Annotated in this window: 23 protein-coding genes; 15 read left to right on the plus strand and 8 right to left on the minus strand. The window is 72.2% G+C overall.

The features are described 5' to 3' along the window. The first annotated feature begins 14 nt into the window (after positions 1–14). The 13 genes from ACWEFB_RS13955 to ACWEFB_RS14015 all read left to right on the plus strand — a co-directional run bounded on the left by ACWEFB_RS13955 (position 15) and on the right by ACWEFB_RS14015 (position 13,308). On the plus strand, positions 15–3,728 hold the full coding sequence (locus ACWEFB_RS13955) for a PKD domain-containing protein (RefSeq protein ID WP_452285406.1): 3,714 nt from the start codon (positions 15–17) through the stop codon (positions 3,726–3,728). Then, positions 3,721–4,737, plus strand: a complete 1,017-nt coding sequence (locus ACWEFB_RS13960; protein WP_452285408.1) for a polyprenyl synthetase family protein — start codon at positions 3,721–3,723, stop codon at positions 4,735–4,737. The genes ACWEFB_RS13955 and ACWEFB_RS13960 overlap by 8 nt, the downstream gene beginning before the upstream one ends. A 1-nt stretch (position 4,738) precedes the next feature. Then, positions 4,739–7,042 carry a geranylgeranyl reductase family protein gene (locus ACWEFB_RS13965; RefSeq protein WP_452285410.1) on the plus strand — a complete coding sequence of 768 codons (2,304 nt, stop codon included), beginning with the start codon at positions 4,739–4,741 and terminating at the stop codon, positions 7,040–7,042. Between the two features lie 238 nt (positions 7,043–7,280). Then, a complete protein-coding gene (gene rpsP, locus ACWEFB_RS13970) occupies positions 7,281–7,769 on the plus strand; it encodes a 30S ribosomal protein S16 (RefSeq protein ID WP_452285412.1) in 489 nt (162 codons plus the stop codon). Then, the gene (locus tag ACWEFB_RS13975) at positions 7,744–8,004 is read left to right on the plus strand and encodes an RNA-binding protein (RefSeq protein ID WP_326560423.1); all 261 of its coding nucleotides are present in this window, start codon (positions 7,744–7,746) and stop codon (positions 8,002–8,004) included. Before rpsP ends, ACWEFB_RS13975 begins: the two co-directional genes overlap by 26 nt. Then, on the plus strand, positions 8,004–8,579 hold the full coding sequence (rimM, locus tag ACWEFB_RS13980) for a ribosome maturation factor RimM (RefSeq protein ID WP_452285414.1): 576 nt from the start codon (positions 8,004–8,006) through the stop codon (positions 8,577–8,579). The genes ACWEFB_RS13975 and rimM overlap by 1 nt, the downstream gene beginning before the upstream one ends. Positions 8,580–8,635: 56 nt before the next feature. After that, positions 8,636–9,412 carry a tRNA (guanosine(37)-N1)-methyltransferase TrmD gene (gene trmD, locus ACWEFB_RS13985; RefSeq protein WP_452285416.1) on the plus strand — a complete coding sequence of 259 codons (777 nt, stop codon included), beginning with the start codon at positions 8,636–8,638 and terminating at the stop codon, positions 9,410–9,412. Positions 9,413–9,534: 122 nt separating this feature from the next. Continuing rightward, entirely contained in the window at positions 9,535–9,891 is a 357-nt protein-coding gene (gene rplS / locus ACWEFB_RS13990) for a 50S ribosomal protein L19 (protein WP_326560420.1), read from the plus strand. Between the two features lie 264 nt (positions 9,892–10,155). After that, on the plus strand, positions 10,156–10,968 hold the full coding sequence (lepB, locus tag ACWEFB_RS13995) for a signal peptidase I (protein ID WP_442792134.1): 813 nt from the start codon (positions 10,156–10,158) through the stop codon (positions 10,966–10,968). After that, complete coding sequence (gene lepB, locus ACWEFB_RS14000) at positions 10,965–11,621, plus strand: signal peptidase I (protein WP_326560418.1); 657 nt, start codon at positions 10,965–10,967, stop codon at positions 11,619–11,621. Before lepB (ACWEFB_RS13995) ends, lepB (ACWEFB_RS14000) begins: the two co-directional genes overlap by 4 nt. A gap of 84 nt (positions 11,622–11,705) precedes the next feature. Continuing rightward, complete coding sequence (locus tag ACWEFB_RS14005) at positions 11,706–12,176, plus strand: NUDIX hydrolase (RefSeq protein WP_452285418.1); 471 nt, start codon at positions 11,706–11,708, stop codon at positions 12,174–12,176. After that, a complete protein-coding gene (locus ACWEFB_RS14010) occupies positions 12,176–12,988 on the plus strand; it encodes a ribonuclease HII (RefSeq protein WP_452285420.1) in 813 nt (270 codons plus the stop codon). The genes ACWEFB_RS14005 and ACWEFB_RS14010 overlap by 1 nt, the downstream gene beginning before the upstream one ends. Beyond that, on the plus strand, positions 12,985–13,308 hold the full coding sequence (locus tag ACWEFB_RS14015) for a DUF2469 domain-containing protein (RefSeq protein ID WP_121158970.1): 324 nt from the start codon (positions 12,985–12,987) through the stop codon (positions 13,306–13,308). Before ACWEFB_RS14010 ends, ACWEFB_RS14015 begins: the two co-directional genes overlap by 4 nt. Before the next feature lie 71 nt (positions 13,309–13,379). On the opposite strand, the gene ACWEFB_RS14020 is transcribed toward ACWEFB_RS14015, so the two are convergent. Both ACWEFB_RS14020 and ACWEFB_RS14025 read right to left on the minus strand, forming a co-directional pair. Continuing rightward, positions 13,380–14,501: a sulfite oxidase gene (locus tag ACWEFB_RS14020; protein WP_452285422.1), complete on the minus strand. Its 1,122-nt coding sequence runs from the start codon at positions 14,499–14,501 to the stop codon at positions 13,380–13,382. A gap of 118 nt (positions 14,502–14,619) precedes the next feature. Then, positions 14,620–15,225, minus strand: coding sequence for a hypothetical protein (locus tag ACWEFB_RS14025; protein ID WP_452285424.1), 606 nt, complete (start codon positions 15,223–15,225; stop codon positions 14,620–14,622). Between the two features lie 249 nt (positions 15,226–15,474). Here ACWEFB_RS14025 and ACWEFB_RS14030 point away from each other — a divergent pair, with 249 nt between their 5' ends. Then, positions 15,475–16,113 (plus strand): murein hydrolase activator EnvC family protein, encoded by a 639-nt coding sequence (locus ACWEFB_RS14030; protein ID WP_452285426.1) that lies wholly within the window; start codon positions 15,475–15,477, stop codon positions 16,111–16,113. Here the strand turns inward: ACWEFB_RS14030 and ACWEFB_RS14035 are convergent. The 4 genes from ACWEFB_RS14035 to ACWEFB_RS14050 all read right to left on the minus strand — a co-directional run bounded on the left by ACWEFB_RS14035 (position 16,031) and on the right by ACWEFB_RS14050 (position 20,181). Further along, on the minus strand, positions 16,031–17,221 hold the full coding sequence (locus tag ACWEFB_RS14035) for an aminotransferase class V-fold PLP-dependent enzyme (protein WP_452285428.1): 1,191 nt from the start codon (positions 17,219–17,221) through the stop codon (positions 16,031–16,033). The genes ACWEFB_RS14030 and ACWEFB_RS14035 overlap by 83 nt on opposite strands. 56 nt (positions 17,222–17,277) lie before the next feature. Further along, on the minus strand, positions 17,278–18,219 hold the full coding sequence (locus tag ACWEFB_RS14040; protein ID WP_452285430.1) for a tyrosine recombinase XerC: 942 nt from the start codon (positions 18,217–18,219) through the stop codon (positions 17,278–17,280). Between the two features lie 116 nt (positions 18,220–18,335). Next, the gene (locus tag ACWEFB_RS14045) at positions 18,336–19,100 is read right to left on the minus strand and encodes a hypothetical protein (protein WP_452285431.1); all 765 of its coding nucleotides are present in this window, start codon (positions 19,098–19,100) and stop codon (positions 18,336–18,338) included. 112 nt (positions 19,101–19,212) lie between these two features. Continuing rightward, on the minus strand, positions 19,213–20,181 hold the full coding sequence (locus ACWEFB_RS14050; protein ID WP_452285433.1) for a helix-turn-helix transcriptional regulator: 969 nt from the start codon (positions 20,179–20,181) through the stop codon (positions 19,213–19,215). Between the two features lie 117 nt (positions 20,182–20,298). On the opposite strand from ACWEFB_RS14050, the gene ACWEFB_RS14055 reads away from it, so the two are divergent. Further along, positions 20,299–20,727, plus strand: coding sequence for a VOC family protein (locus tag ACWEFB_RS14055; RefSeq protein WP_452285435.1), 429 nt, complete (start codon positions 20,299–20,301; stop codon positions 20,725–20,727). A 97-nt stretch (positions 20,728–20,824) separates the two neighbouring features. On the opposite strand, the gene ACWEFB_RS14060 is transcribed toward ACWEFB_RS14055, so the two are convergent. Both ACWEFB_RS14060 and ACWEFB_RS14065 read right to left on the minus strand, forming a co-directional pair. Next, positions 20,825–22,090 carry a DNA-processing protein DprA gene (locus ACWEFB_RS14060; protein ID WP_452285437.1) on the minus strand — a complete coding sequence of 422 codons (1,266 nt, stop codon included), beginning with the start codon at positions 22,088–22,090 and terminating at the stop codon, positions 20,825–20,827. Continuing rightward, a complete protein-coding gene (locus tag ACWEFB_RS14065; protein WP_452285439.1) occupies positions 22,087–23,607 on the minus strand; it encodes a YifB family Mg chelatase-like AAA ATPase in 1,521 nt (506 codons plus the stop codon). The genes ACWEFB_RS14060 and ACWEFB_RS14065 overlap by 4 nt, the downstream gene beginning before the upstream one ends. Positions 23,608–23,687: the final 80 nt, after the last annotated feature.

A 23,687-nucleotide genomic window follows, 5' to 3' on the forward strand; every position in this document is an offset into this window, starting at 1 on the left:
GCGAAGGGAGGACCATGGCCGACACCCACGGGTTCGACGTCGTGATCGCGGCGACGCCATCGGTCCTGCGCAAGGCGCTGCGCGGAGCCTGGCAGTCCGCCGGGTGCGGCGACACCGGCACGGTCCCCGCGTACGTGCCGATCCCGGCCGGGCTCGAGCTCGGCGGCCGGACCACCTCCGGCGGGCAACTGGAGATCCCGCAGCAGCACCTCGACGCCGAACTGGTGCCCGAGATCGACGGCTGCCGGCTCGTCTTCGGCGCGATCGTCCAGGTGACCCTCGCCGACCCGCCGGTTCCGTCCGCCCGGTTGCTCGACCTGACCGCCACCGTACGGGTCGAGGTGCCGATCGAGCCGCTGCCGGGTTCCCTCGACGTCGGCATCCGGTTCGACGGGCTGCCCCGTACCGCGGTCGACGTGGTGGTCGCCGGTGATCCGGTCGGCGGAAAACTCGACCAGCTCCTCGCCGAGTACCTGCACCTCGCGTACGGCAACGGGGGACCGGGCGGGATTGTCCACCCCGGTGTGCCGACCATCCCGCACGAGCGGGACGAGTCCGGGCAGGCGCTCTCCTTCGGCGGCAACAACTACACCGTCGACACCCACCTGGAGTTGTACGACGACCAGGGCCAGCCCGGCTACCGGATCGAGGTGAGCCGACCCGACCCCGGACACGTGCGGATCAGCCTCCCGACCTACCTGCGGATGTTCGACCTGATCGGGGACGGACCGGCGCCCGAACTGGCCGATCCGATGGGGATCGAGGCACGGGTGGAGATCCTCGCCGAGTTGGAGGCACCGCCGGGGGCGTACACGGTGCGGTTCGACACGGCGGTGGTGACCGTCGGACCGATCGCCCCGGCGCCGGGGCTGGAGGGCACGAACTACACCGTGAACAACGGCAGCCTGTTCGGACTCCTCGAAAACACCCTCCGTACCCGGCTCGGCCGCCACGGCGCGGACCTGGTCCAGGGCTTCGGGCCGCGTACGGTGCCGGTGCCGACCGCCGCGCAGCTCGCCGCGTTGATCGGCGACCTGTTCCACACCGACCTGGCCGCCCGCGGTTACCTGGCGCTCTGGACCCCGCAGGCCGGTGGCGAACGGTTCGAGGCGCGGGACGTCGCCACCCGGGCGCGTTCCGACTCGCTCGTCATCGCGGTCAACGCCGCCCCCGGTGCGGACATCGGGGCGATCGGCCCACTGGTCCCGGCCGGCCGGGAGTTCGCGATCGCGCTGGCCGGACCGGTCGTCCGGGCCGGGATCGAGGCCGCCCGCGCCGGCAACGGCTGGGCCGCAGCGGACCTGCCCCGCCGGGTCGATCGGGACGGCAGCCGCGCCGACGTACGCGAGCTCGACGTCGAGCTGGTCGACGGGGCGATCCGGATGACCGGTGCGCTGACCGTGGTCGACGCGGTCCTCGGCAGCATCGACGTGGACGCCACCTTCCGGGCCGACGCGGGCCTGCGCTGGCATCCCGACGGGGTGCTCGACGCGGACGGGATCCAGGCGATGGAGTACCAGGTGGTCGGTGACCCCGACATCGACCCGGCGGAGTCGACCGCGTTCTGGCTGGTGGCGCTCATCCTCGCGGTGGTGAGCTGGGGGGCGGGCAGCATCCTGGTCGGGATCGTCATCGTGGTGGTGGCCGCCGTGGTCAGCGGTGTCGCCGCCGGCATCGGCAGTTCGACCCGGGCCGACCCGGTCACCGGTGTGCTCCGGGGACTCACCGGCTGGCCTCCCGAACTCGCCCGGATCGGCCGGGTCCGGGCCGTCTTCCACGACCCGATCACGATCGCCGCCGACGGGCTGGTCCTCGCCGGGACCCTGGAGGTGCTCGGCCCCCACCCGCAGACCCCGGTGCTCGCCGCCCGCAGCGGCGGCTCGTACACCGGGACCGCCGGATCCGCGCTGACCCTGACCGCCGGGCACACCGCCCCGGCCGCCGGGTACACCTGGTCGCCCGGCGACGGCAGCCCGGCGGCGGCGACCCGCGACCTCACCCACAGCTACTCCGCCTGCGGCGTCTACCTGGCCGAACACTCCCTCACGATCACCGAACCCGGCGGCGCCACCAGCCGGAGCTTCGCCCTGGTGTACGTGGCGAACGTGCCGCCGATCGTCGACGCCGGCCCCGACCTGGTGGTCGACGAGGGTGCACTCGTCACGCTCGTGGGCCGGTTCTCCGACCCGGACTGGACCGACTCGCACGAAACCACCTGGAACTTCGGTGACGCGTCGGGGACCGAGCCGGGCACGGTGGTCCAGACGAGCAGACAGCCCCGGTCGGAGGGGACCAGCACCGTACGGCACGCCTGGTCCGACAACGGGGTCTACGAGGTGACCCTCCGGGTCCGGGACCGCAACGGGGGGATGGCCACCGACTCCCGGCTGGTGACCGTACGGAACGTGCCACCGACCGTGGACGCCGGGCCGGACCTGTTCACGTACCCGAGCACGGTCCTCACCCTCACCGCCACGTTCAGCGATCCGGGGTGGTGCGACACCCACACCGCGACCTGGGCGTTCGGTGACTGCGCCACCCCGATCCCGGCGGTGGTGACCGAGGTCCACCGGTCCCCGGCGAGCAGGGGGAACGCGGTCGCCGCGCACCGGTACCCGGACCGGGGCACCTTCCTGGCCCGCTGCACGGTTGCCGACGACGACGGCGGTACGGGCAGCGACGAGGTGGTGATCCGGGCGGTCGACGTGGTCAACCGGCACTTCGAGGACGGGTTCACCCAGCGCGGCACCGGGGCGGTGGCGATCGGCTGGGAGCCGTACCTGTGCGCGTCGGCGGCGACCGACACCGCGCCCCGGCACACCGCGAGCAACGTCGTCGTCCACGGTGGACGCCGTGCCCAGGGGCTCCAGGCCGCCGCCCGTGAACGGGTCGGGGTGTACCAGCGGATCGGCGCCAACCCGGACTGGTTGTACCAGCTCACCGCCTGGTACGACCTGGACCAGGCCCGGCCGGGTACGGCCCGGCTCGGCGTCGACCCGGCCGGTGGCCACGACCCGGGCGCCGACACCATCGTGTGGAGCGACGGTACGGCGTCCGAGCGGTGGAGCCCGCTGACCGTACGGGTCACCGCCCGTTCCGCCGCGATCACGGTTTTCCTGGAGGCGTACCGGCCGGACGGGCGGGATCCGGCTCCGGGTGTGGAGCGGGTCTGGTTCGACGACGTGGAGCTGCTCGCGGCGCAGCCGTACTGCCCGCCGGCCCCGCCGCCGCCGACCGAGGTCACGCTCGACTTCGGTGACCGGGAACGGGGTGTCCAGTTCCCGCCGGAGTGGACCGAGCAGGGCTTCGGCCTGCGTACACCCGACGGCGGTGCCCGGTCGGTCGTGCCGTTGGACCCGCCGGCCACCGGTACGGCGCTGCGCCTCGGCCTCGGCCTGGTGCTCCGGCTGCCGCGTCCGGCGGAGCGGGTCACGCTCACCCTGCTCAACGCCGGTGGCCGCCCGCTGTCGCTGATCGCGGTCGACGCGGCCGGCAACATCCGGGACCGGGCGCAGGTGCCCCCGGCCAGTCCGGCGCTGCCGGGAGTCGCGGTGCTGACCGGACCGGGCATCGTCGCGGTCCGGATCGACGGTCGCGGGGTGGAGGCGTTCCTGGTCCGCTGCCGGGTGGTGCTCGAAACACCCGTACCGCCCGGTCCCCGCCCGCCGGCCGGCGGCGCCGGCACCCCGGCGGCAACGGGTCCGATCGGAAGGGGCTGGCGTGGTTGAGTCGAGGAAGGTGATGACGGTGGTCGGTGCGGCGACGGTGGACGACCGGTGGCTGACCAGTGCGCGTACCCGTACCGCCCTGGCCGACCTGGACCGGCGGATGAAGGACGCGGTGGCGTCGCGGGACCCCGGCCTGTGGACGATGGCCACCGCCCTGCTCGACCGGGGCGGCAAACGGATCCGGCCGGCGTTGCTGCTGGTCGCGGGGGAGTTCGGCACCTTCCGGCCGGACCGGTTACTGGACGCCGCCGCCGCCCTGGAACTGCTCCACCTGGCCACGCTGTACCACGACGACGTGCTCGACCGGGCCGTCACCCGTCGGCACGGGCCGAGCGTGAACGCCCAGTGGGGTGACTCGAACGCCCTGGTCACCGGCACGTTCCTGGTGGCACGGGCGAGCGCGCTGATCGCCACCTTCGACGACGGCTACGGCCGGGAGACCGCGCGGGCGCTGGTGGAACTCTGCACCGGTCAGCTCCGGGAGACCGAGAACGCCTTCCACACCGGCCTGACCGAGGCCGAGTACCTGGAGATCATCGCCGGTAAGACCGCCACCCTGTTCGAACTTCCGTGCCGGCTGGGTGCCCGGCTGGCGGGTGCCCCGGACCGGATCGTCACCGCCCTGTCCCGTTACGGCCACGACCTGGGCGTCGCGTTCCAACTCGCCGACGACGCCCTGGACGTCTGGGGCAGCGCCGAGCGGCTGGGCAAGTACCCGCTCGGCGACGTCCGGGAGGGTGTCTACACGCTGTCCGTACTCCGGTTGCTGGCCCGTGGCACACCGGCCGCGCTACGGGTACGGGAACTGCTCGGTGTGCTCGAACCGGGTGCCGCCCAACTGGCCGAGGTACGCAACCTGGTGCTCCGGTCCGGGGTGGTGGACCAGGTCCTCGGCGAGGCCCGCGAACTCGCCGCCCGTGCCCGGAGCCACCTCGCCGGGCTGCCAGCCGGACCGGCCCGGGAGTCGCTGTGGCGGCTGGCCGACCATGCCGTCGCCCGGGCCGGTTGAGATGGCCGGGGAGATCGGCCCGGTCCGGCTCGACGCGGTGGTGGTCGGCGCCGGACCGGCCGGGTCGGCGACCGCGTACCACCTGGCCAGGCGGGGTCGGCAGGTGCTGCTGGTGGACCGGCGCGGCTTCCCCCGGGAGAAGAGCTGCGGGGACGGGCTGACCCGGGCCGCGGTGCGGCTGCTGGCCGATATGGGGGTGCTGGCGGAACTGGACGGGGCGGCCAGGGTGGTCGGGGTCCGGGTCCGGATGCGGGGCCGGGGCAGCCGGGACTTCCGGTACGACGGGGACGGGCCGCTCGCGTACGGGATGGTGGTGCCCCGGCTGGAACTCGACGCGAAGCTCTGCCACTCGGCGGTCCGGGCCGGCGCGACGCTCTGGTCCGACGCCCGCGCGACCTACCTGCTGGGCGAGCCGGGTGCCGTACGCGGGGTGGAGATCGAACGGGAGGGGCGGCGGATGGCGGTCCGGGCTCCGGTGGTGGTCGCCGCCGACGGGGCGTCCTCCGGGCTGGGCCGGCAGGCCGGACTCCGTACGGGCGCGGCGGACCAGACCGGTTTCGCCGCCCGTGGTTATCTCACCGGCGTGGTCGGACTCGACCCGCTGCTGGAGATCCATATGCCCATGTTCGACGTGACCGAACGGCACCTGCTGCCCTCGTACGGCTGGGTCTTCCCGGTCGGCGGCGGGGTGGTGAACGTCGGGGTCGGCCTGTTCGACCCGTCCCACCGGGACAGTGTCCGCAGCCTGTACGACCGGTTCGTGACCGACCTGGTCGCGACCGACCCCCGGTTCCGGCGGGCCCGTCCGGTGGGCCGGATGAGCGGGGCGCCGCTGCGGCTCGACTTCGACCCGGCCCGTTGCGGGGTGCCGGGGCTGCTGCTGGTCGGCGACGCCGCCGGGCTGGTGAGCCCGTTCACGGGCGAGGGGATCAGCTTCGCGCTGGAGTCCGGGACGCTGGCCGCCGCCAAGATCGACGCGGCGCTGCACGAGTCCGCCGACGCACCGGTCGACCCCACCCCGTACGCCCGCGAGCTGGGCGCCCGGCACGCCAATTACTTCGAGTCCGGCCGCCACGCGGCACGCCGTTACCTGCTCACCTGGCGGATGCTGGAGTCGACCTTCGACGACGACCGGCCGATCTTCACCCTGTGCCGGTGGTTGGCGCTGCATCCCGACGGCGTCCGTGCCGAACAGGTCCTCAGGCCGCTCCCACCGCTCGATCCCGGCCTGGGCCGAGCACTGCGGCGGGACCTCACCGCCGTGGCCGAACTGCTGGCCGGTTGCGTACGCGAGGACTGGCCGATGTTCGTCCGACTGCTCGCGGTCGACAGGGACCCGGCGGCGGTCTCGATCCGCCCGGCGGTGCTCCTGCTCGCCGCCGCGTACGTCGGCGGCCGTCGCAACCCGGTCAGCCACGCGCTGGCGGCGGCGGTGGATCTCGGCCTGCTCGCCGGCCTGGCGATGGACGGTGCCGGCGCCTCGCCCGCCCGGCCTTCCCCCGGCCTCCCGAAACCCCGTGGCGCCCCCTCCCGCAACTCCGGCCCGTGGGTTCCGTCGCCCCGCGCCGCCCCGAGCGCCGGTGGCCCGGCCGGTGGTCGGGACGGCGGAACGGGACCGGTGCCGTGGGGGAGCCGGTTCGCCGTCCTGCTCGCCGACTACCTGCTCGCCCGCGCGTACGAGTTGGCAGCCCAGGGCGGGGCGGCGGTGGTGACGGAGTTCGCCGACGCGCTGACCGCGAACTGCGAGGGCCGGGCCCGGGAACTCCGTACCGCCGACGCCGCCCCACCGCTGGCCGGTCTGTCGCCCACGACCGGGGTGGGATCGGTGGCCGGGGTCGACTGGTCGGCGCGGGTGGAGCTGCTCACCGCCCGGATGGCCACCACGTTCGAGCTGCCCTGCCGGTTGGGCGGGCGGCTCGGCGGGGCCGGTCCGCCGGTGGTCGACGCGCTGGCCCGCTACGGGCGGCACCTGGGGGTGAGCTACGCACTGGCCGACGAACTGCGGGCGGCCGGTCGGCAGCCACGGCCGGCGGGTGGCGAGCCGGGGCCGACGGGTGGCGAGCTTCGGGGGAGCCTCGGGGGACCGCGCGGCGTCGCCGTGCCGTCGTTGGAGGGCTTCCCGGCCGAGCTGACCGAGCTGGCCCGGCTGGTCGACGAGCACGCCCGGCAGGCCCGCCGGGCGCTCGACCGGGTGCCCGACGGGCCCGCCCGCGACCTGCTGCACCGGCTGGCCGAGGGGCCGGTGGTCCGGCACGGGTGGTACTCCGGGATGATCGGGGACGACGCGGACGGGGAGGCGTCGTGAGAGCGACGAATCGGACAATCATGGCGAATGGCCAGGTTGACCGGGTCCGAGGTGAGATATCCGTACCGGGTCTGGCACAATGGGTCGCTGGTATCCGGCACGCGTTCGGCGCCCTCTAACCCGGGCGTGTTGCCAGTCCACCGAGTTGTCTCCGGCCCAAACCCCACTGTGCCGGTTGGCGCTCACCCGCCCACCGCCCTTCCGGGCTGGTGAGAATCGCAACAGGAGCGAACAGACTGTGGCCGTAAAGATCCGGCTCCTGCGGATGGGTAAGATCCGCAACCCGCAATACCGCATCGTCGTCGCCGACTCGCGTACCAAGCGGGACGGTCGCGCCATCGAGTTCGTCGGCATCTACCAGCCGAAGGAACACCCGTCGATCATCCAGGTCAAGTCGGAGCGGGTCCAGTACTGGCTGTCCGTCGGCGCGCAGCCGAGCGAGGCTGTCCAGCGTCTGCTGGAGAAGACCGGCGACTGGCAGCAGTTCAAGGGCCTCCCGGCGCCCCCGCCGCTGCTGGTGAAGGACGCCCCGGCCGACCGGCTCGCGATCTACGAGGCCGAGTCCAAGGCCGCCGCCGGTGTTGCCGACGCGCCGGCCGCCAAGCCGGCCAAGAAGGCCGCCAAGGCCGCTCCGGCCGAGGCTGCGCCCGCCGCCGAGGCCGCTCCGGCCGCGGAGCCGGCGAAGACCGAGGAGCAGACTGGTGCCGCCTCCGGCGAGCAGGCCTGACGTGGCTATCCGGCCGGCACTGGAGCACCTGGTCAAGGGCATTGTCGACCACCCGGACGACGTTCGCGTCCGGCTGGTCGACTCGCGCCGGGGCAAGCGGCTTGAGGTACGGGTGCACCCCGAGGACCTCGGCACGGTGATCGGCCGGTCCGGTCGTACCGCCAAGGCGCTGCGCCAGGTCATCGGCTCGATCGGTGGCCGTGGGGTCCGGGTCGACATCGTCGACTCGTACTGATGCTCCTGATCGTTGGCCGGATCGGGCGGCCGCACGGTGTCCACGGTGAGGTAACCGTGGAGGTGCGGACCGACGAACCCGAGGCACGGTTCGCTGTCGGGTCGGTGTTTCGCGCCGACCCGACAGCACCTGCCAACGCACCCGTCCCCGTCGGCCCGGCACCGGTGACCGACCAGGGCGAGCCGGTACGGGTGCCGGAGTCGCTGACCATCGAGACGGTCCGCTGGCACCAGGGCCGTCCCCTGGTCCTCTTCGAGGGCTTCTACGACCGGGATCTCGCCGAGGTGCTGCGCGGCACCCTGCTCTGGGTGGACAGCGCCGACGTGCCCCCGCCGAGCGACCCGGACGAGTTCAACGACCACCAGTTGGTCGGCCTCGCCGCGGTCAGCCCGACCGGTGAAGCGCTCGGCGAGGTGACCCGGATCGACCACGCGCCCGCCTCCGACCTGCTGGTACTGCGTCGACCCGAGGGTGGGGTCGCGCTGGTGCCGTTCGTCAAGGCGATCGTGCCCGAGGTGGACCTGGCCGCCGGCCGGGTGGTGGTCGACGCTCCCGCTGGCCTCTTCGACCTCTGACCGGTCGGTCTTCCGAGTTCCCGACCGGTTGGTCCCCCGAGCTGAGTGTGAGTGGCATGCGCGTCGACGTCGTTTCCATCTTCCCCGAGTACTTCTCGCCCCTGGATCTCTCCCTGATCGGCAAGGCGCGGGCGGGTGGGGTGCTCGAACTGGGCGTACACGATCTGCGCACCTGGACGCACGACGTGCACCGGACCGTCGACGACACACCGTACGGCGGCGGTCCGGGCATGGTCATGCGGCCGGAGCCGTGGGGTGAGGCGCTCGACGCCCTGGTCCCGGCCGGTGACACGCCCCCGCCGCGACTGCTGGTGCCGAGCCCGGCCGGGGTGCCGTTCACCCAGGCCCTCGCCCACGAGCTGGCCGCCGAACCGCACCTGATCTTCGCCTGTGGCCGGTACGAGGGCATCGACCAACGGGTGCTGGCACACGCCGAGACCCGGATGCCGGTCACCGAGGTCTCGCTCGGCGACTACGTGCTCTTCGGCGGCGAGGTGGCGGTGATCGTGATGCTGGAGGCGATCACCCGGTTGCTGCCCGGCGTCCTCGGCAACGCGAACTCCCTGGACGAGGAGTCGCACGCGCACGGGCTGCTGGAGGCGCCGGTCTACACCAAGCCGCCGAGCTGGCGGGAGCAGGACGTACCGGAGATCCTGCGCTCCGGTGACCACGGCCGGATCGCCCGCTGGCGGCGCGACGAGGCCCTGCTCCGTACGGCCGACCGCCGACCGGACCTGCTGGCCGTACTGCCGCCCGAGCAACTGGACAAACGTGACGTGGCCACCCTGCGCGGAGCCGGATTTCAGGTGCCGCCCGCCGATATGGCAAAGTAGGGGGGTTGCCGTGGTCACCCGCGCCGCGGGCGGCTACGAGGATCTCCGGTTCGTGCGGGGATCAGTATCACCCAATCCGCGCGCCGACCCCGGTGCGCCGTGAGCCTTACGAGGATGCAGCGATGAACACCCTGGACGCCCTTGACGCCCAGTCGCAGCGGACCGACACCCCAGCCTTCCGCGCCGGTGACACCGTCAAGGTGCACGCCCGAGTCATCGAGGGCAACCGTTCCCGCGTCCAGATCTTCCAGGGCGTGGTCATCCGCCGCCAGGGCGGTGGCCTGCAGGAGACCTTCTCCGTCCGCAAGGTCAGCTTCGGCGTCGGCGTGGAGCGGACCTACCCGATCAACAGCCCGGCGCTGGACCGGATCGAGGTCGTGACCCGCGGTGACGTACGCCGGGCCAAGCTCTACTACCTCCGTGAGCTTCGCGGCAAGAAGGCGAAGATCAAGGAGAAGCGCGAGAAGCAGTCCAGCTGACCCGGTCCGGCATCGCCCCCGGTCGTGGGGGCGTGCCGTCCTGGCCGGTGGGGACTACGCTGGCCGGCACGGGCAGAAGCGCAACGTCTGACCGCGACGGTTGTCGTGGGGCGGGACGCGTCCGCACTACCGCCCGGGGCCGACTTCGGCTCGACCGGGCGGTAGTGCTGTATCTCGGGACCGGGGAGTTGCGTGGTACGTAGCGTGGATGAACAGGACGACGTCGAGCCCTGGCGCCGACGGGTCCGCCGTGCCCGCAAGCAGATGCCACTCTGGCAGGAACTGCCGCTGCTCCTCGTGGTTGCCTTCTGCCTTGCCGTACTGATCCGCAGTTTCCTGCTCCAGGCGTTCTTCATCCCCTCCGGGTCCATGGAGGACACCCTGCTGATCGGCGATCGGGTGCTGGTCAACAAGGTCGTCTACGACATGCGTGACCCGGTCCGGGGCGAGGTTGTCGTGTTCCGGGGCACCGACCGCTGGGCACCACAGCAGAGCGACGAACCCGAGCCGGGTTTTGTCGGCAAGCTGGGACGGACCGTCGGGGATCTGGTCGGGGTGAGCCGCCCCGGTGAGAAGGACTTCATCAAGCGGGTGGTCGGGGTTCCCGGCGACCGGGTGAAGTGCTGTGACGAGCAGGGCCGGGTGACCGTCAACGACGTACCGCTCGACGAGACCTACGTGTTGCAGGACTCGCCCCTGGACATCCCGCCCGACCCCCGGGAGTGCCGCTCCCGACGGTTCGACGAGGTGGTGGTCCCGGCGGGCCAGCTTTTCGTGATGGGTGACCACCGACTCGTCTCCCAGGACGCCCGGTGCCAGGGCCCGGTGCCGATCGACAACGTGATCGGCCGGGCCTTCGTGGTCGTCTGGCCGTACGCCCGCTGGGACTCGCTGTCGGTGCCGGAGACCTTCGAGAAGCTGCCGGAGGTCGTCGCCGCGCCGGCCGGAACGCGTACCCCGGTCACATCGGACGGCGGTGCCGGACTTGCGGTCGTGCTGCCGATTCTGGGGCCGTTGTTCATTTCCGCGAGTTCCCGGCGTTGGCTCCCAGCTCGGCATCGTAGGCTCCACCCGTGATTGACGAGCAGACCGACAAGCCGAAGCCGCGTAATTCCTTCTGGCGGGAACTTCCGATCCTGCTGGGCGTGGCCGTGCTGGTCGCGGTCCTGGTCCGGGCATTCGTGCTGCAGACCTTCTACATCCCCTCACCGTCGATGCAGCACACCCTGGACATCAACGACCGGGTGCTCGTCAACAAGCTGGTCTACGACTTCCGCGAGCCGCACCGGGGCGAGGTCCTGGTCTTCCGGGCGCCGTTCGAGTGGAGCAACAACCCCGACGGCGAGGACTTCATCAAGCGGGTCATCGGCGTCGGCGGCGACCACATCGTCTGCTGCGACCCGCAGGACCGGCTGATGATCAACGGGCACTCGCTGGACGAGCCGTACATCTTCACCGAGAACGGGGTCCGGGACCCGGCCGCCGACGAGGAGTTCGACATCACCGTGCCGAAGGGGCGGCTCTGGGTGATGGGCGACCACCGGTCGGCCTCCGGCGACTCGCTGGAGCACTGGGAGCAGTCCAAGGCCGGTAATCCCGACGGGGACATCAACCTGGCCACCATCCCCGTGGACTCCGTGGTCGGGCGGGCCTTCACCGTCTTCTGGCCGCTGGACCGGGCCAAGTGGCTGTCGGTGCCGGACTCGTACGACGGGGTCCCCAATTCGTAACACCCGACCGTGCGGTCCCCGATCCGTCGTCTTCCGCCCCGGCCGCCCGTATTCGGGCGGACCGGGCGCGTCTAGGCTGAGCCGGTGACCGTCTTCACCCCTCGCCGGGCAGCCAGGGTGCTGCTGCTCGACGGCGCCGACCGGGTGCTGCTGTTCCGGGGGTGGGATCCGGCGCGGCCGGACCACCGTTACTGGTTCACCCCCGGTGGCGGTCTGGACCCCGGTGAGTCCCCGGCCGACGGCGCGGTCCGCGAACTGGCCGAGGAGACCGGGTTGCGGCTGAGCGCGGACCAGGTCGGCGAGCCGGTCTGGCAGGAGGTCACCGAGTTCCCGTTCGGCGGCCGGTGGTACCGCCAGGAACAGGAGTTCTTCCTGGTCCGGGTGCCGGCCGAGCTGGCCTTCGAGGTGGACACGGCCGGTTTCGACCAGATCGAGCGGGACAGCATCGATGAGCACCGGTGGTGGTCGGTGGCCGAGCTCGAGGCCACCGCCGACCGGTTCTATCCGACCGAGCTGCCCGCCCTGCTGGGCCGCCTGCTGGGCGGTGAGCGGTAGTGCTGACCCCGCCGCGCACCGTGGTCCGCCGCGAGGGCGGCCTGTACGCGCTGGAGCGAGCCCTGCAGCGGCGGGGCTTCCGTCACGTCGCCGGGGCGGACGAGGCCGGCAGGGGCGCCTGTGCGGGCCCGCTGGTGGCCGCCGCGGCGATACTGCCCGAGGGGCGCCGCGGCGAGATCGACGAGCTGGCCGACTCGAAGCTGCTCACCCCGGCCGCCCGCGAACGCGTCTACCGGGCCGTGGTCGACCAGGCCCTGGCGTACGCCGTGGTGGTCATCCCGGCCGACGAGGTCGACGCGCGCGGGCTGCACGTCTGCAACCTGGCGGCGATGCGCCGGGCGCTGGCGTCGCTGTCCACCCGACCGGAGTACGTCCTCACCGACGGGTTCGGGGTGGACGGCCTCGGTGTGCCGGGGCTCGCCGTGTGGAAGGGTGACCAGGTCGCGGCCTGTGTCGCCGCCGCGAGCGTGCTGGCCAAGGTCACCCGGGACCGGATCATGGTGGAGCTGGACGGCCGGTATCCCGGATACGGGTTCGCCGAGCACAAGGGCTACATCACGCCGGAGCACACGGCCGCGCTGGAGCGTCACGGCCCGTGCGAGGAGCATCGCTTCTCGTACGTGAACGTGGCGTCGATCTCCGGTCGGGCCGGGCGCCCGCCACGGTCCCGGCGCCCGGTGCGGGTGGGTGGGGATGAGTCGAGGAAGCGGACGACCCCGCCAGGGGGTACCGTCGGCGTGGCGTTGGGGGAGCAGCCTCGGCCGCCAGCGTCGGTGGGGGAAGATGTGGCCATGGAAGGCGGAGTGCGATGAGCGCGGAAGATCTCGAGAAGTACGAGACCGAGATGGAACTGCAGCTCTACCGGGAGTACCGCGATATCGTCCGCCAGTTCTCCTACGTGGTCGAGACCGAGCGCCGGTTCTATCTTGCCAATCAGGTCGACCTGCACGTGCGGAACTCGGACGGCGAGGTCTACTTCGAGGTGGAGATGCACGACGCGTGGGTCTGGGACATGTACCGACCTGCGCGCTTCGTGAAGAATGTCCGGGTCATGACGTTCAAGGACGTCAACGTCGAAGAGCTGGAAAAGCCGGAGATCTCCCTTCCAGCGGATTCCGGCTTCGGTAACTGAGCTGACTAGCTGAGCACGGCAGCGAGCTGACGGCGGGGGCCGGTCGCAGGGCGGGCCGACCCCCGAACCGCTCACTCGTCGAGGACGACGACGACCTCGACCCGCTGCACCAGGTTGTTGGCGAACCCGCCCCGATTCCACGGCTGCTCCACCGGCTGCGTACGTCCCGACGCGTCGGTAGCCCGAGCGCTCAGGGTGTACCGGCCGGGGGCGGCGTCCCAGTCGTACCGCCAGCGGACCCAAGCCCACCGGGTACTGCCCGTACCGGTGGCGGGCGCCTCCAGGGTGGCCGGGGACCAGGTGAGGCCGCCGTCGACGGTCACCTCGACGCTCGTCACCGGGGCGTGGCCGGACCAGGCCCGACCGGTCAGCGGGACCGTACCGGGGCGCAGCGCGCGGGACCGGGACATGAAGTCGGGGAAGCCGGGCGGCTGGACCAACGCCCTCGGCTCGATCCAGGACACCGGCACGCCCGGATCGTCGGCGTCCTGGTGTACCCGGTAGGCGACCGCGTTCTGGTACCCGTCGAACTCCCGGTCGAGCACCTCGATCCGGTGCAGCCACTTCACGTGTGCCATGCCGTACCACCCCGGCACGATCAGGCGCAGCGGGGAGCCGTGCTGCGGCAGCAGCGGGGCACCGTTCATCTCGTACGCCAGCAGCACGTCCTCGCGCAGAGCCTCGGGCACCGGGAGGGAACGCTGGTAGTCCTGCTCCACCCCGCGCTCCACGCCGTGATCGGCGCCGGTGAAGAGTACGTCGACCGCGTCCGCCGCCAGCCCGGCCTCACGCAGCAGCGGTGCCAGCGGGGTGCCGGTCCACTCCGAGGTGCCGACCGCCTCGACCAGCCAGGGCTGGCTCACCGGGCGGGGCTCCAGCAGTGCGCGCCCGTTGCCGGCGCACTCCATCGTGACCCGGTGGGTCACCCGGGGGCGGCGCTCCAGTTCGGCCAGGTCGAGGATCAGGGGCTGGTCCACCAGACCGTCGATGGTGAGCGTGTGGGTCTCCGGGTTGGTGTCCGGAATGTCGTAGTGGGTGAGCAGGTAGTGCAGACCGACCGGTGTCACGTCGTACCGCAGCGCCTCCAGCGGGAGCCCGTGGTTGCGGGCGGCCAGTTGCAGTTCCTCGGCGCTGATCCCCTCGCCCGGCTCAGCCAGCCGCGACGGGCCGCTCACCTCGTTCACCGTGGTCATCGGTAGGCCTTCCCGGTCCGGGGCCCGCGGTTGTGGGCGGGCGCACCGGACCAAGACTAGGTTCCGTCGGGTCTGACTCAGCAGGGGCGGTCATCCGCACGTGTTCCCGGTGGCCAGGTCAGAGCATCCAACGGTTGCGCTGGACAAAGGGCAGGCGGGCCCAGATCCGCCCGAGGCCCCAGGTGTGACCGGCGTACGCGGCGGCGAGGACAACCAGGACCACGGCGTAGATCAGGTGGTAGTCGGTGATCGGGTTCGTCGATCCCGACGGCTCACCGGCGCTGGTGAACCTGGCGAGGGGGAACTCGGCCAGCCACATCATCGCCATGATCAGCGCGCCGGAGCCGGCGGCCACCCGCAGACCGATCCCGGCGATCAGGGCGATGCCGACGGCCGCCATGCCGGCCATGAACAGGGTGTCGGCCCACCAGGTCCCGGCGATCGAGTGGGCGATCGACTGGATCGGCCCGACCTCGACGTTGGAGAGGAAGCCCTTGGTGGGCGAGCCACCGTTGATCCAGGCCCGCTCGGTGGGGGTCGAGTACGCCAGGCCGAAGGTCTTGTCCAGGAACGCCCACAAGAAGACGAACCCGGTGCTGATCCGGAGCACGGCCAGGGCGCGGGCGGCGGTGGTGGTGAGCATGTGGCCCGGTGAGAGGGCCTGTTCCAGGGCGTGCGCCGGGGTCGCCGCCGAAGCCTTGCCGCCGCTGTTGATGGTGGTCATCGTTGCCTCCGCTGCTAGAAGCTCTTTTTGACACCCTCACCATCTCCCGCGCCGCCACCCCACCGCGCGGGCCGGAACACCCCACTGCGGCAGGACCAAAGTCCCGACCTTCGATCGACCCTCCACCGTGGTTGGTGTCACATAGCAGATCAACAAGCTCGGCGGGCGTTCTCCACAGCCGGTCCGGTTGTCCACAGGTCCGGCCCGTACCCGTTGCGCTGCCCCACACCGCCGGGCACGCTGCCGGCCATGAGGACGTACCGTCGCCCCGCCCTGGCCCTGCTGGTGTTGTCGCTGGCAGCAACGTTGGTGACGGCCGTACCGCCCGTCCCGTCAGCGGCGGAAGGGGTGCCGGTCGGGTCGGCCTGGCGGTGGCCGCTGGCTGGCGTACCCCGGGTGGTCCGGCGGTTCGACCCGCCGCCGCTGCCGTGGCAGTCCGGGCATCGTGGGGTGGACCTTGAGGGAGACGCGGGCTCGCCGGTCCGCGCGGCCGGTGCCGGTGTGGTGCTCTTCGCCGGACGGGTCGCCGGCACGCCGCTGGTGAGCATCTCCCACGCCGACGGGCTGCGGACCACCTACCAGCCGGTCGAGCCGTCGGTGCAGACCGGTGACCGGCTCGCCGCCGGGGATCCGCTCGGCACCCTGCTTCCCGGCCACCCCGGCTGTCCCGCGCCGGCCTGCCTGCACTGGGGCCTGCGCCGGGGCGAGCAGTACCTCGACCCGCTCGCCCTGCTCGGCCTGGCCCGGGTCCGGCTGCTGCCGGTGCTCAACCGCCGCCCGAGGGCCGGACCGGGGGCTCGCCGGCTCAGCGCGCGGCGGCGAGCAGACCGGGCAGGGCCTCGGCGAGACGGTCGTACTCCTCGGCCCGGTTGTAGACCTGGGCGCTGAGCCGCACCCAACCCCGACCGTTCCACGGGGCGAGGAAAACATCGGTGGCGAGGGTGTCCGCGACCCGCTGCCGCAGGGTGATCGCCTCGGGCAGGGTGGCGCCGACACCATCCGGCAACGGAACCAGACGCATGGACATCGTCGGTCCGCCGGGGTCCGGCAGGTCGGCCGGTCCCAGACCGAGCGCCGCACCCACAACCCGCTGCCCGTACGCGGCCAGCCCGGCGTTGTACGCCCTGACCCGGTCCACACCGAGGCTCCGCAGGGCGAACACACCCACCGGGGCGGCGAGCCACGGGCTGTAGTCCAGCGTCGCCTGGTACTCGACGCTGAGCGGGAACCCGTTCTCCTGCTCCCAGGAGACGACCAGCGGTTCGATCCGTCCCCGCCATCGCGGGGACACCACCAGCGCGGCGGTGCCGCGCGGGGCGTACGCCCACTTGTGCAGGTTGCCGACCCAGAAGTCGGCCCCGATCCCGTCCACCTCGACCGGGAGCATTCCGGGGACGTGCGCGGCGTCGACCAGCACCGGGATGTCGAGTGCGCGGGCCACCGAGACGATCGCGGTGACCGGGAAGAGGCGGGCGGTGGGCGAGGTGATCTGGTCCACGATCAGCAGCTTGGTCCGCCCCGGCCGCAGACCCGACCGGATGATCTCGACAAGTTCCTCGTCCGTGGCGGCCAGCGGCACGGTCAGGGTTCGCGCCACCGCGCCCGTACGCCGGCACTCCCGCTCGACCGACCAGGCGACCGCGCCGTACCCGTGGTCGGTGCTGACCACCTCGTCACCCGGCTCCAGACCCACCGACTGCAACACCACCGCGGCGCCGGTGGTGGCGTTGCCGACCAGTGCCGTCCCCTCCGGATCCGCGCCGAGGAAGGTGGCCAGGTACCGGCGGGCGTGGGCGATCCTGTCGGTCAGCCCACGGGTGTAGAACCGCTGCGGGTTCGACTCGGTCTCGTCGCGCAACCGCTGCTGGGCGCGCTGGACCACGATCGGCACGGTACCGAAGGAGCCATGGTTGAGGTGGGTGATCGCCGGGTCGAGCGAGAAGAGCAGGCGGGCCCCGGGAATCGGTTCGGGCGGCGGTGACGCTGCGTCGCTCACGTGATCATCCTAAGCCCCGCCCCCGTCCCGGTCGCCGTCCAATTGACGAACCGTGGTCAGGCGCGGGGGTGAGCCTGGCGGTAGGCGGCACGAAGTCTTTCGGCGGAGACGTGGGTGTAGATCTGGGTGCTGGACAGGGAGGCGTGTCCCAGCATCTCCTGTACGGCACGCAGGTCGGCGCCGCCTTCGAGCAGGTGGGTGGCGGCGGAGTGGCGCAGCCCGTGCGGGCTGGTACGGGGCAGCCCGGCCGCCGTCGCGTAGTTGGCAACCAGCCGACGAGCGATCGTCGGCAGGAGCCGCCCGCCCCGTTGCCCGAGCAGCAGGGCGTCCCCGCTCTCCGGCCCGGCCAGCGCCGGACGCCCCAGCCGGAGCCAGCCGTCGAGCGCCTGCTGTGCCGGTACGCCGTACGGGACCGAGCGTTCCTTGTTGCCCTTGCCGAGCACCCGTACGACCCGTCGGGCGTGGTCGACGTCGCCGAGGTCCAGCCCGCACAGTTCGCTGACGCGTACCCCGGTGCCGTAGAGCAGTTCGAGCACGGCCCGGTCCCGCAGCAGCACCGGGGACGCCTCGTCACCGGGGGCCAGGACGAGCGTTGTCGCCTGGTCGGCGCGGAGCACGCTCGGCAGCTCCCGGTGCGCCTTCGGGCTGGCCAGCGCCGCACCGACATCGGTGGCGATCCTGCCGGTCCGGTGCGCCCACCCGCTGAACGTACGCGCCGCCGCGGCCCGCCGCGCCAGTGTCGTACGGGCGGCACCGAGCGTACGGACCTTCGCCAGCCAGCTCCGCAGTGCGGCGAGATCCAGGTCGGCAGGGGTGCCGCCGCCGAGCCGGACGGCGTGGTCGAGCAGCGAGACGATGTCCGCCACGTAGGCCCGGACGGTGTGGGTGGACCGGTTCTCCACCTTGGACAGGTGCCGGGCGAAGTCGTCCACCGCGTCACGCATCGGCTGCGGCAGACGCTCGTGCGTCGCTCGGGTACTGCGGGTCTCACGGCTCATCACCCGTGACCGTCGGCCGTATGCCCACCGGAGTCAAGCCGGCTCGCCGGGAACCTTCGGGATGGGGTGGGCCGGACCAGAGTTCCTCCGGTCCGGCCCGCTCACAAGCTGATCCGTCAGGCGGTCGGGTTCTGGGCCTGTTCCTTGGCGCCCTGGACCCGGCTGATCAGGTCGTGCACCGGCTTGGTGCCGCTGCCGACCATCACACCGGTGACGATCGCGTCGACCCAGACCGGCAGCCCGTCCCACTCCGGACCGGCGACCGCGTGCAGGACGTAGAAACCGCCGGCGCTGGAGGCGACAGTGGCCAACGCGGTCGCGATGCCCCAGGCGACGATGGTCCGGTTGCCCCTGGCCCGTTCGACCCGCGCCTTCGCCTGTGCCACCGCGACCAGGTCGGCGTGGGTCGGGTTGCTGGTCCGGTTCGCCAGCGCCACGATCGTCTGTTCGAGCGCTGCCTCGGTACGCCGACCCGGGAACCACCGGGAGAACGGCTCCAGCACCCGCTCGACGGCGGCGGCGAAGACGAGCAACGTACCGAAGACTGCGGTGGTGTCCGGGGGCTGGATGATGGCGGCGGCCCCGCCGCTCGACCAGATCTGCCACGCGCCGTAACCACCGGCGCCGATGGTCGCGAACGCCGCGAGTACGGCACCGAACCCGGCCTGCTGGGACGTGGCCGAGGCGGCCTCCGCTGCGGGCGCCTCGCCGTTGCCGCCGGCCGGCTGACCCGGATCAGGGGTGCCGGTGGCGGCCGATGCGTCGCCGTTGGCCGGGGTGGACGTGGTGGTGTTGGCCTGGGCGGCGGCAACGCGTCCGACCGCCGTCACCACCAATTGCCCGGCGTTGTCCAGAACGGACGCGCGTCGTACCAGAGCCATGAAAAACCCTCCGTTTGGGCGACTTTGCGCTGAGCCGTGCGGAAGGCTACGCCCCATCGATGTCGCGGATGTCACGGGGAGTGGGAGCGCTGCCGCCCCGACCGGCATCCCGTCAGTCCACTTGCGACTCTGCGGCGGCGGCCGAGTAGCGGTCGGCGAGCGTACGCAGGTGGTCGCGGAGTTCGGGCGGGTCGAGCACGGTGAAGGGGACGTCGAGGTGGCCGAGGAATCCGGCGAGGTCGTGCAGGAGGTCGGAGGCGGTTTCCAGGAGGCAGTTCCGCTCGTCGATGACGGTCAGCAGTCCGGCCTCCGGGGGCATCCGTTCGGCGATGACCTCGGCGGGCACGTGCAGGCGTACCCGGGCCCGGTATTTCCAGGCCAGTGAGCGCAGGCCGCGCATGACGTGATCGGCCGCCCCGCCCTCCGGTGGCTCCCGAGGGGTGAAGCGCGGCCCGTTCGGCAGCCTGGGCCTGATGCGGTCGGCGCGGAACGTACGCCAGTCCTGCCGGTCGGTGTCCCAGGCCACGAGGTACCAGCGGCGTCCGGTGTAGACGAGCCGGTGGGGCTCGGCCCGGCGGGTGGTGGCCTGTCCGTCGCGGTCGAGGTAGTCGAAGCGCAGCAGCTCATGGTCGCGTACGGCACCGGCGATGACGGTGAGGGTGTCGATGTCCACCGTCGGCCCGCCACCCGCCGCGGATTCGGTGGCCGAGCGCAGCGCGTCGATCCGGTGGCGCAGCCGGGTCGGGAGGGTCTGTTCGAGCTTGGTCAGGGCCCGCAGTGAGGGGTCCTCGATCCCGGCGACCGTGCCACCCGCGGCGGCGCGGAGCCCGACGGCAACCGCGATGGCCTCGTCGTCGTCCAGTAGCAGCGGCGGTAGCGCGGTGCCGGCACCGAGTTGGTAGCCGCCGGTCACGCCGGTTGAGGAGTGCACCTGGTAGCCGAGCTGGCGCAGCCGCTCGACGTCGTTGCGGACGGTCCGGGTGGTGACGTCCAGGCGGGTCGCCAGATCCGCACCCGACCAGGTACGCCGGGTCTGCAACAGGGTCAGCAACCGCAGCAGCCGGACCGAGGTCTCCAACATTCCCGAAGTCTGCCAGGCATTGAGGAACGGGAGGTTCCGCAATGGCCGGTAGCGTTTCTTTCAGCACCACGGAAAACGCGTTGACCAGCGAAAATGATCGACTTTGGAGGATTAGTCATGAGCGGCACTCCGATTCTGCGCGGCATGGCCACCGTCACCTACTTCGCCGACGACCTGGACGCGGCAACCCGGTGGTACGCCGAACTGCTCGGCATCGAGCCGTACTTCGAGTTCCCCGGTCCGGACGGCAAGCCCGGGTACCGGGAGTTCCGGCTCGGCGACTACCAGCACGAGCTGGGCCTGATCGACGGCCGCTACCGGCCCGGCGGCGGGTCGACCGAGCCCGGCGGCGCGGTCCTGTTCTGGCACGTGGACGACGTGACGGCGGCCCTGGAGCGGCTGATCTCCATGGGCGCCAAGGAGTTCGAGCCCCGCGTCGACCGCCCCTCGGGTTTCATCACCGCCTCGGTGGTCGACCCGTTCGGCAACGTCCTCGGCGTCATGTACAACCCCCACTACCTCGAGGTCCTGACTACCCGCTCCTGACCGCCCACCCCGCCGACGATCTTGCACTTGTGGCGCCCGAGTAGCGGCACCTGGTCCGGATTTGCGTACAGCCACAAGTGCAAGATCGCCGGACTGGTTAGGGGGCGGGGGCGATGGTGGTGGGGCGGGGTGACGGGGTGGCGATGGCGTAGCCGCCGTCGCGGCGGACGATCAGGTCGAGGTCTTCGAGCAGGGCGAGTTTGCGCAGCGTGTGGCGTACGTCCAGGCCGGCGCGGGCGGCCAGCTCGTCCGGACCGAGGGCGCCTCGCCGGGGGAGTGCCTCCAGGACCAGGGCCGATTCCTCGTCCAGCAGGTCGCGCGGCTGCCGGGGCGCGCGGGCGAGCGGCGCCAGGTCCGCGCCGATCCGACCGACCTCTTCGAGTACGTGCGGCAGCCCGGTGACCAGCCGGGTGCGCGGATGTTCGCGGAGCAGTTCGTGGGCGCCCACCGACATCGCCGAGGTCACCGGCCCGGGGACGACCATCGCAGGCCGGTTGATGGCGAGCGCCCGGCGTAACGTCTGGGTGGCACCACTGCGGGCTGCCGCCTCGACCAGCACCGTCCCGGCGGTGGCGGCGGCGATCAGCCGATTCCGGATCAGGAACCGGTGACGCAGCGGCTCGGCGCCCGGCATCCACTCGCTGATCAGCAGACCGCTCTCCACTATCCGGTCGAACAGCGAACTGTTGCCCACCGGATACGGCCGATCCACCCCACACGCGAGTACGGCCACCGTCAGCCCACCCGCGTTCAACGAGCCCCGGTGCGCGGCGGCGTCGATGCCGTGCGCCCCACCGGAGACCACCGTCCATCCCCGGTCGGCCAGTCCGTAGCCGAGTTCGGTGGCGACGTAGCCGCCGTACGGGCTCGCGGCTCGGGCACCCACCACGGCGACCGCCCGGTCCAGGGTCTCGGCCAGCGGCCACTGTCCGCGTACCCAGATGGCGAGGGGCGGTGCGGTTTCCTGGTCGATTTTGCGGTCGGCGCCGGGCAGGGACAGCCGTTCCAGGTCACGTACCTGCGACGGCCACTCGCTGTCCTCCGGTACGACGATGCGGGCGCCGAGCCGTTCGGTGTGCGCGATCGCGGCGGCGGCCACCTCGCGAGGGTCGCCCGCCGCCAGCCGAGCCGCTACCGCCGTACGCAGCCGTCGATCCGGTACGTCACCGGCGAGCAGCCGGTCCAGCGCGCCGACCGGCCCGTACTCGTTCGTCAGCCGGTAGACCGACCAGGTGCCCGGTTCGGCGAGCCAGGTCAGCGCGACCCGAGCCAGCCTGATCTCGGCCAGTTCGTCGGGCGGTGCCGGTGGGTCCAGGGTCGGGCGGATCGGCTCCGCTGACGTGGCCCGGTGCGGATTACTCATGATGCCTCCCTGGTACGCAGATGGGTTGCCTCGTTGACGTCGTCGGCGTTCGGCCGGTCCCGGCCGTCGAGGTCGGAGATGGTCCACGCCATCCGGATGATCCGGTCGAAGCCACGCGCGGAAAGGGATCCCTGGTCCAGGCGCCGGCGTAGCCCGTGGGTGCTGGCCGCGGGCAACCGCCAGCGGGCCTGCCGCAGGTACGGACCGGGTACGTCGGCGTTGACCTTCCAGCCGAGCTTGGCCCAGCGGGCGGTAGCCACGGCCCGTGCCGCCGCGACCCGTGCCGCCACCTCGGCGGAAGACTCGTTCGACTCCCCGCTGTCCATCAGCTCGGCCGCCCGCAGCGGGCTCAGTTCCACCTGCACGTCGATCCGGTCCAGCAGCGGCCCGGAGATCCGGGACAGGTACCGCCGACGGGCGAGCGGGGTGCATTCGCAGTGGGTGTCCCCGGCCGGTTTCGCACAGGGGCAGGGATTGGAGGCGAGTACGAGCTGCACCCTGGCCGGATACTCGGTGCCACCATTGGCCCGGTTGATCACGACCCGCCCGTGTTCCAGCGGCTGCCGCAGCGCGTCGAGCGCCCGCGACTGGAACTCCGCCGCCTCGTCCAGGAACAAAATTCCCCGGTGCGCCAGTGACACGGCTCCGGGACGGGCCAGCCCCGATCCGCCCCCGACGATCGCCGGCACGGTCGCGGTGTGGTGCGGAGCCTGGAACGGCGGTCGGCGTACGAGGTCTCCGCCCGGCGGCAGGATGCCGGCGATGGAGTGCAGCGCGGTGACCTCCAGGGCGGTGTCGTCGTCCAGTTCGGGCAGGATCGACGGGAGCCGTTCGGCGAGCATCGTCTTGCCGGCACCGGGCGGCCCGAGCAGCGCCAGGTGATGCCCACCCGCTGCGGCGATCTCCACTGCCCTCCGCCCCAGCCCCTGACCGGCGACCTCGGACAGATCCGGCCCCGGCACGGGTGGCGCCGTCGTGCGCGGTGGCGGATCAAGCAGCGCGGCCCCGTCCCGGACGTACGCGACGAGCCGGTGCAGGTTGTCCACCGCCCGTACCCGTACCCCCGGCACTACTGCGGCCTCGGCGGCGTTCCCGACCGGTACGACCACCCGACTGATCCCCGCTCGGGCCGCCGCCGCGACCATCGGCAGTACGCCCCGGATCGGCCGGACGGTCCCGTCCAGCCCCAGTTCACCGAGGATGACCACGTCCTCCAGCGGCGCCAGCGGCAGTTCACCGGAGCCGCCGAGCATGGCGGCGGCGATGGCGAGATCGAAGCCGGAGCCGTGTTTGGGCAGGGTGGCGGGGAGCAGGTTGACGGTGATCCTGCGGTTGGGCCAGTGCTGGCCGGAGTTGACGATCGCGGCGCGTACGCGGTCACGGGCTTCGTTGAGCGCGGTGTCGGGCAGTCCGGACAGGACAACGGCGGGCAGTCCGGGGGCGAGATCGGCCTCGACCTCGACCAGGTGCCCGGTCACCCCGACCAGGCCGACACAGAGCACCTTCGCGTAACTCACCGCGACGACCCAAACTCATCAGTGTCGGGCGGGCGTTGGCGGCAGTTCGGCGGTCCGGCTGCTGGTGTCGCGCAGGGCGT

Source organism: Micromonospora sp. NPDC004704, from assembly GCF_053601675.1.

Bases quoted from the DNA above. Each gene is read 5' to 3' on its own strand.
- ACWEFB_RS13955 (WP_452285406.1), top strand. From the start codon at position 15: ATGGCCGACACCCACGGGTTCGACGTCGTGATCGCGGCGACGCCATCG.
- ACWEFB_RS13965 (WP_452285410.1), top strand. From the start codon at position 4,739: ATGGCCGGGGAGATCGGCCCGGTCCGGCTCGACGCGGTGGTGGTCGGC.
- rimM (WP_452285414.1), top strand. From the start codon at position 8,004: ATGCTCCTGATCGTTGGCCGGATCGGGCGGCCGCACGGTGTCCACGGT.
- trmD (WP_452285416.1), top strand. From the start codon at position 8,636: ATGCGCGTCGACGTCGTTTCCATCTTCCCCGAGTACTTCTCGCCCCTG.
- rplS (WP_326560420.1), top strand. From the start codon at position 9,535: ATGAACACCCTGGACGCCCTTGACGCCCAGTCGCAGCGGACCGACACC.
- lepB (WP_442792134.1), top strand. From the start codon at position 10,156: ATGCCACTCTGGCAGGAACTGCCGCTGCTCCTCGTGGTTGCCTTCTGC.
- ACWEFB_RS14015 (WP_121158970.1), top strand. From the start codon at position 12,985: ATGAGCGCGGAAGATCTCGAGAAGTACGAGACCGAGATGGAACTGCAG.
- ACWEFB_RS14020 (WP_452285422.1), bottom strand. From the start codon at position 14,501: ATGACCACGGTGAACGAGGTGAGCGGCCCGTCGCGGCTGGCTGAGCCG.
- ACWEFB_RS14025 (WP_452285424.1), bottom strand. From the start codon at position 15,225: ATGACCACCATCAACAGCGGCGGCAAGGCTTCGGCGGCGACCCCGGCG.
- ACWEFB_RS14030 (WP_452285426.1), top strand. From the start codon at position 15,475: ATGAGGACGTACCGTCGCCCCGCCCTGGCCCTGCTGGTGTTGTCGCTG.
- ACWEFB_RS14040 (WP_452285430.1), bottom strand. From the start codon at position 18,219: ATGAGCCGTGAGACCCGCAGTACCCGAGCGACGCACGAGCGTCTGCCG.
- ACWEFB_RS14045 (WP_452285431.1), bottom strand. From the start codon at position 19,100: ATGGCTCTGGTACGACGCGCGTCCGTTCTGGACAACGCCGGGCAATTG.
- ACWEFB_RS14050 (WP_452285433.1), bottom strand. From the start codon at position 20,181: ATGTTGGAGACCTCGGTCCGGCTGCTGCGGTTGCTGACCCTGTTGCAG.
- ACWEFB_RS14055 (WP_452285435.1), top strand. From the start codon at position 20,299: ATGAGCGGCACTCCGATTCTGCGCGGCATGGCCACCGTCACCTACTTC.
- ACWEFB_RS14060 (WP_452285437.1), bottom strand. From the start codon at position 22,090: ATGAGTAATCCGCACCGGGCCACGTCAGCGGAGCCGATCCGCCCGACC.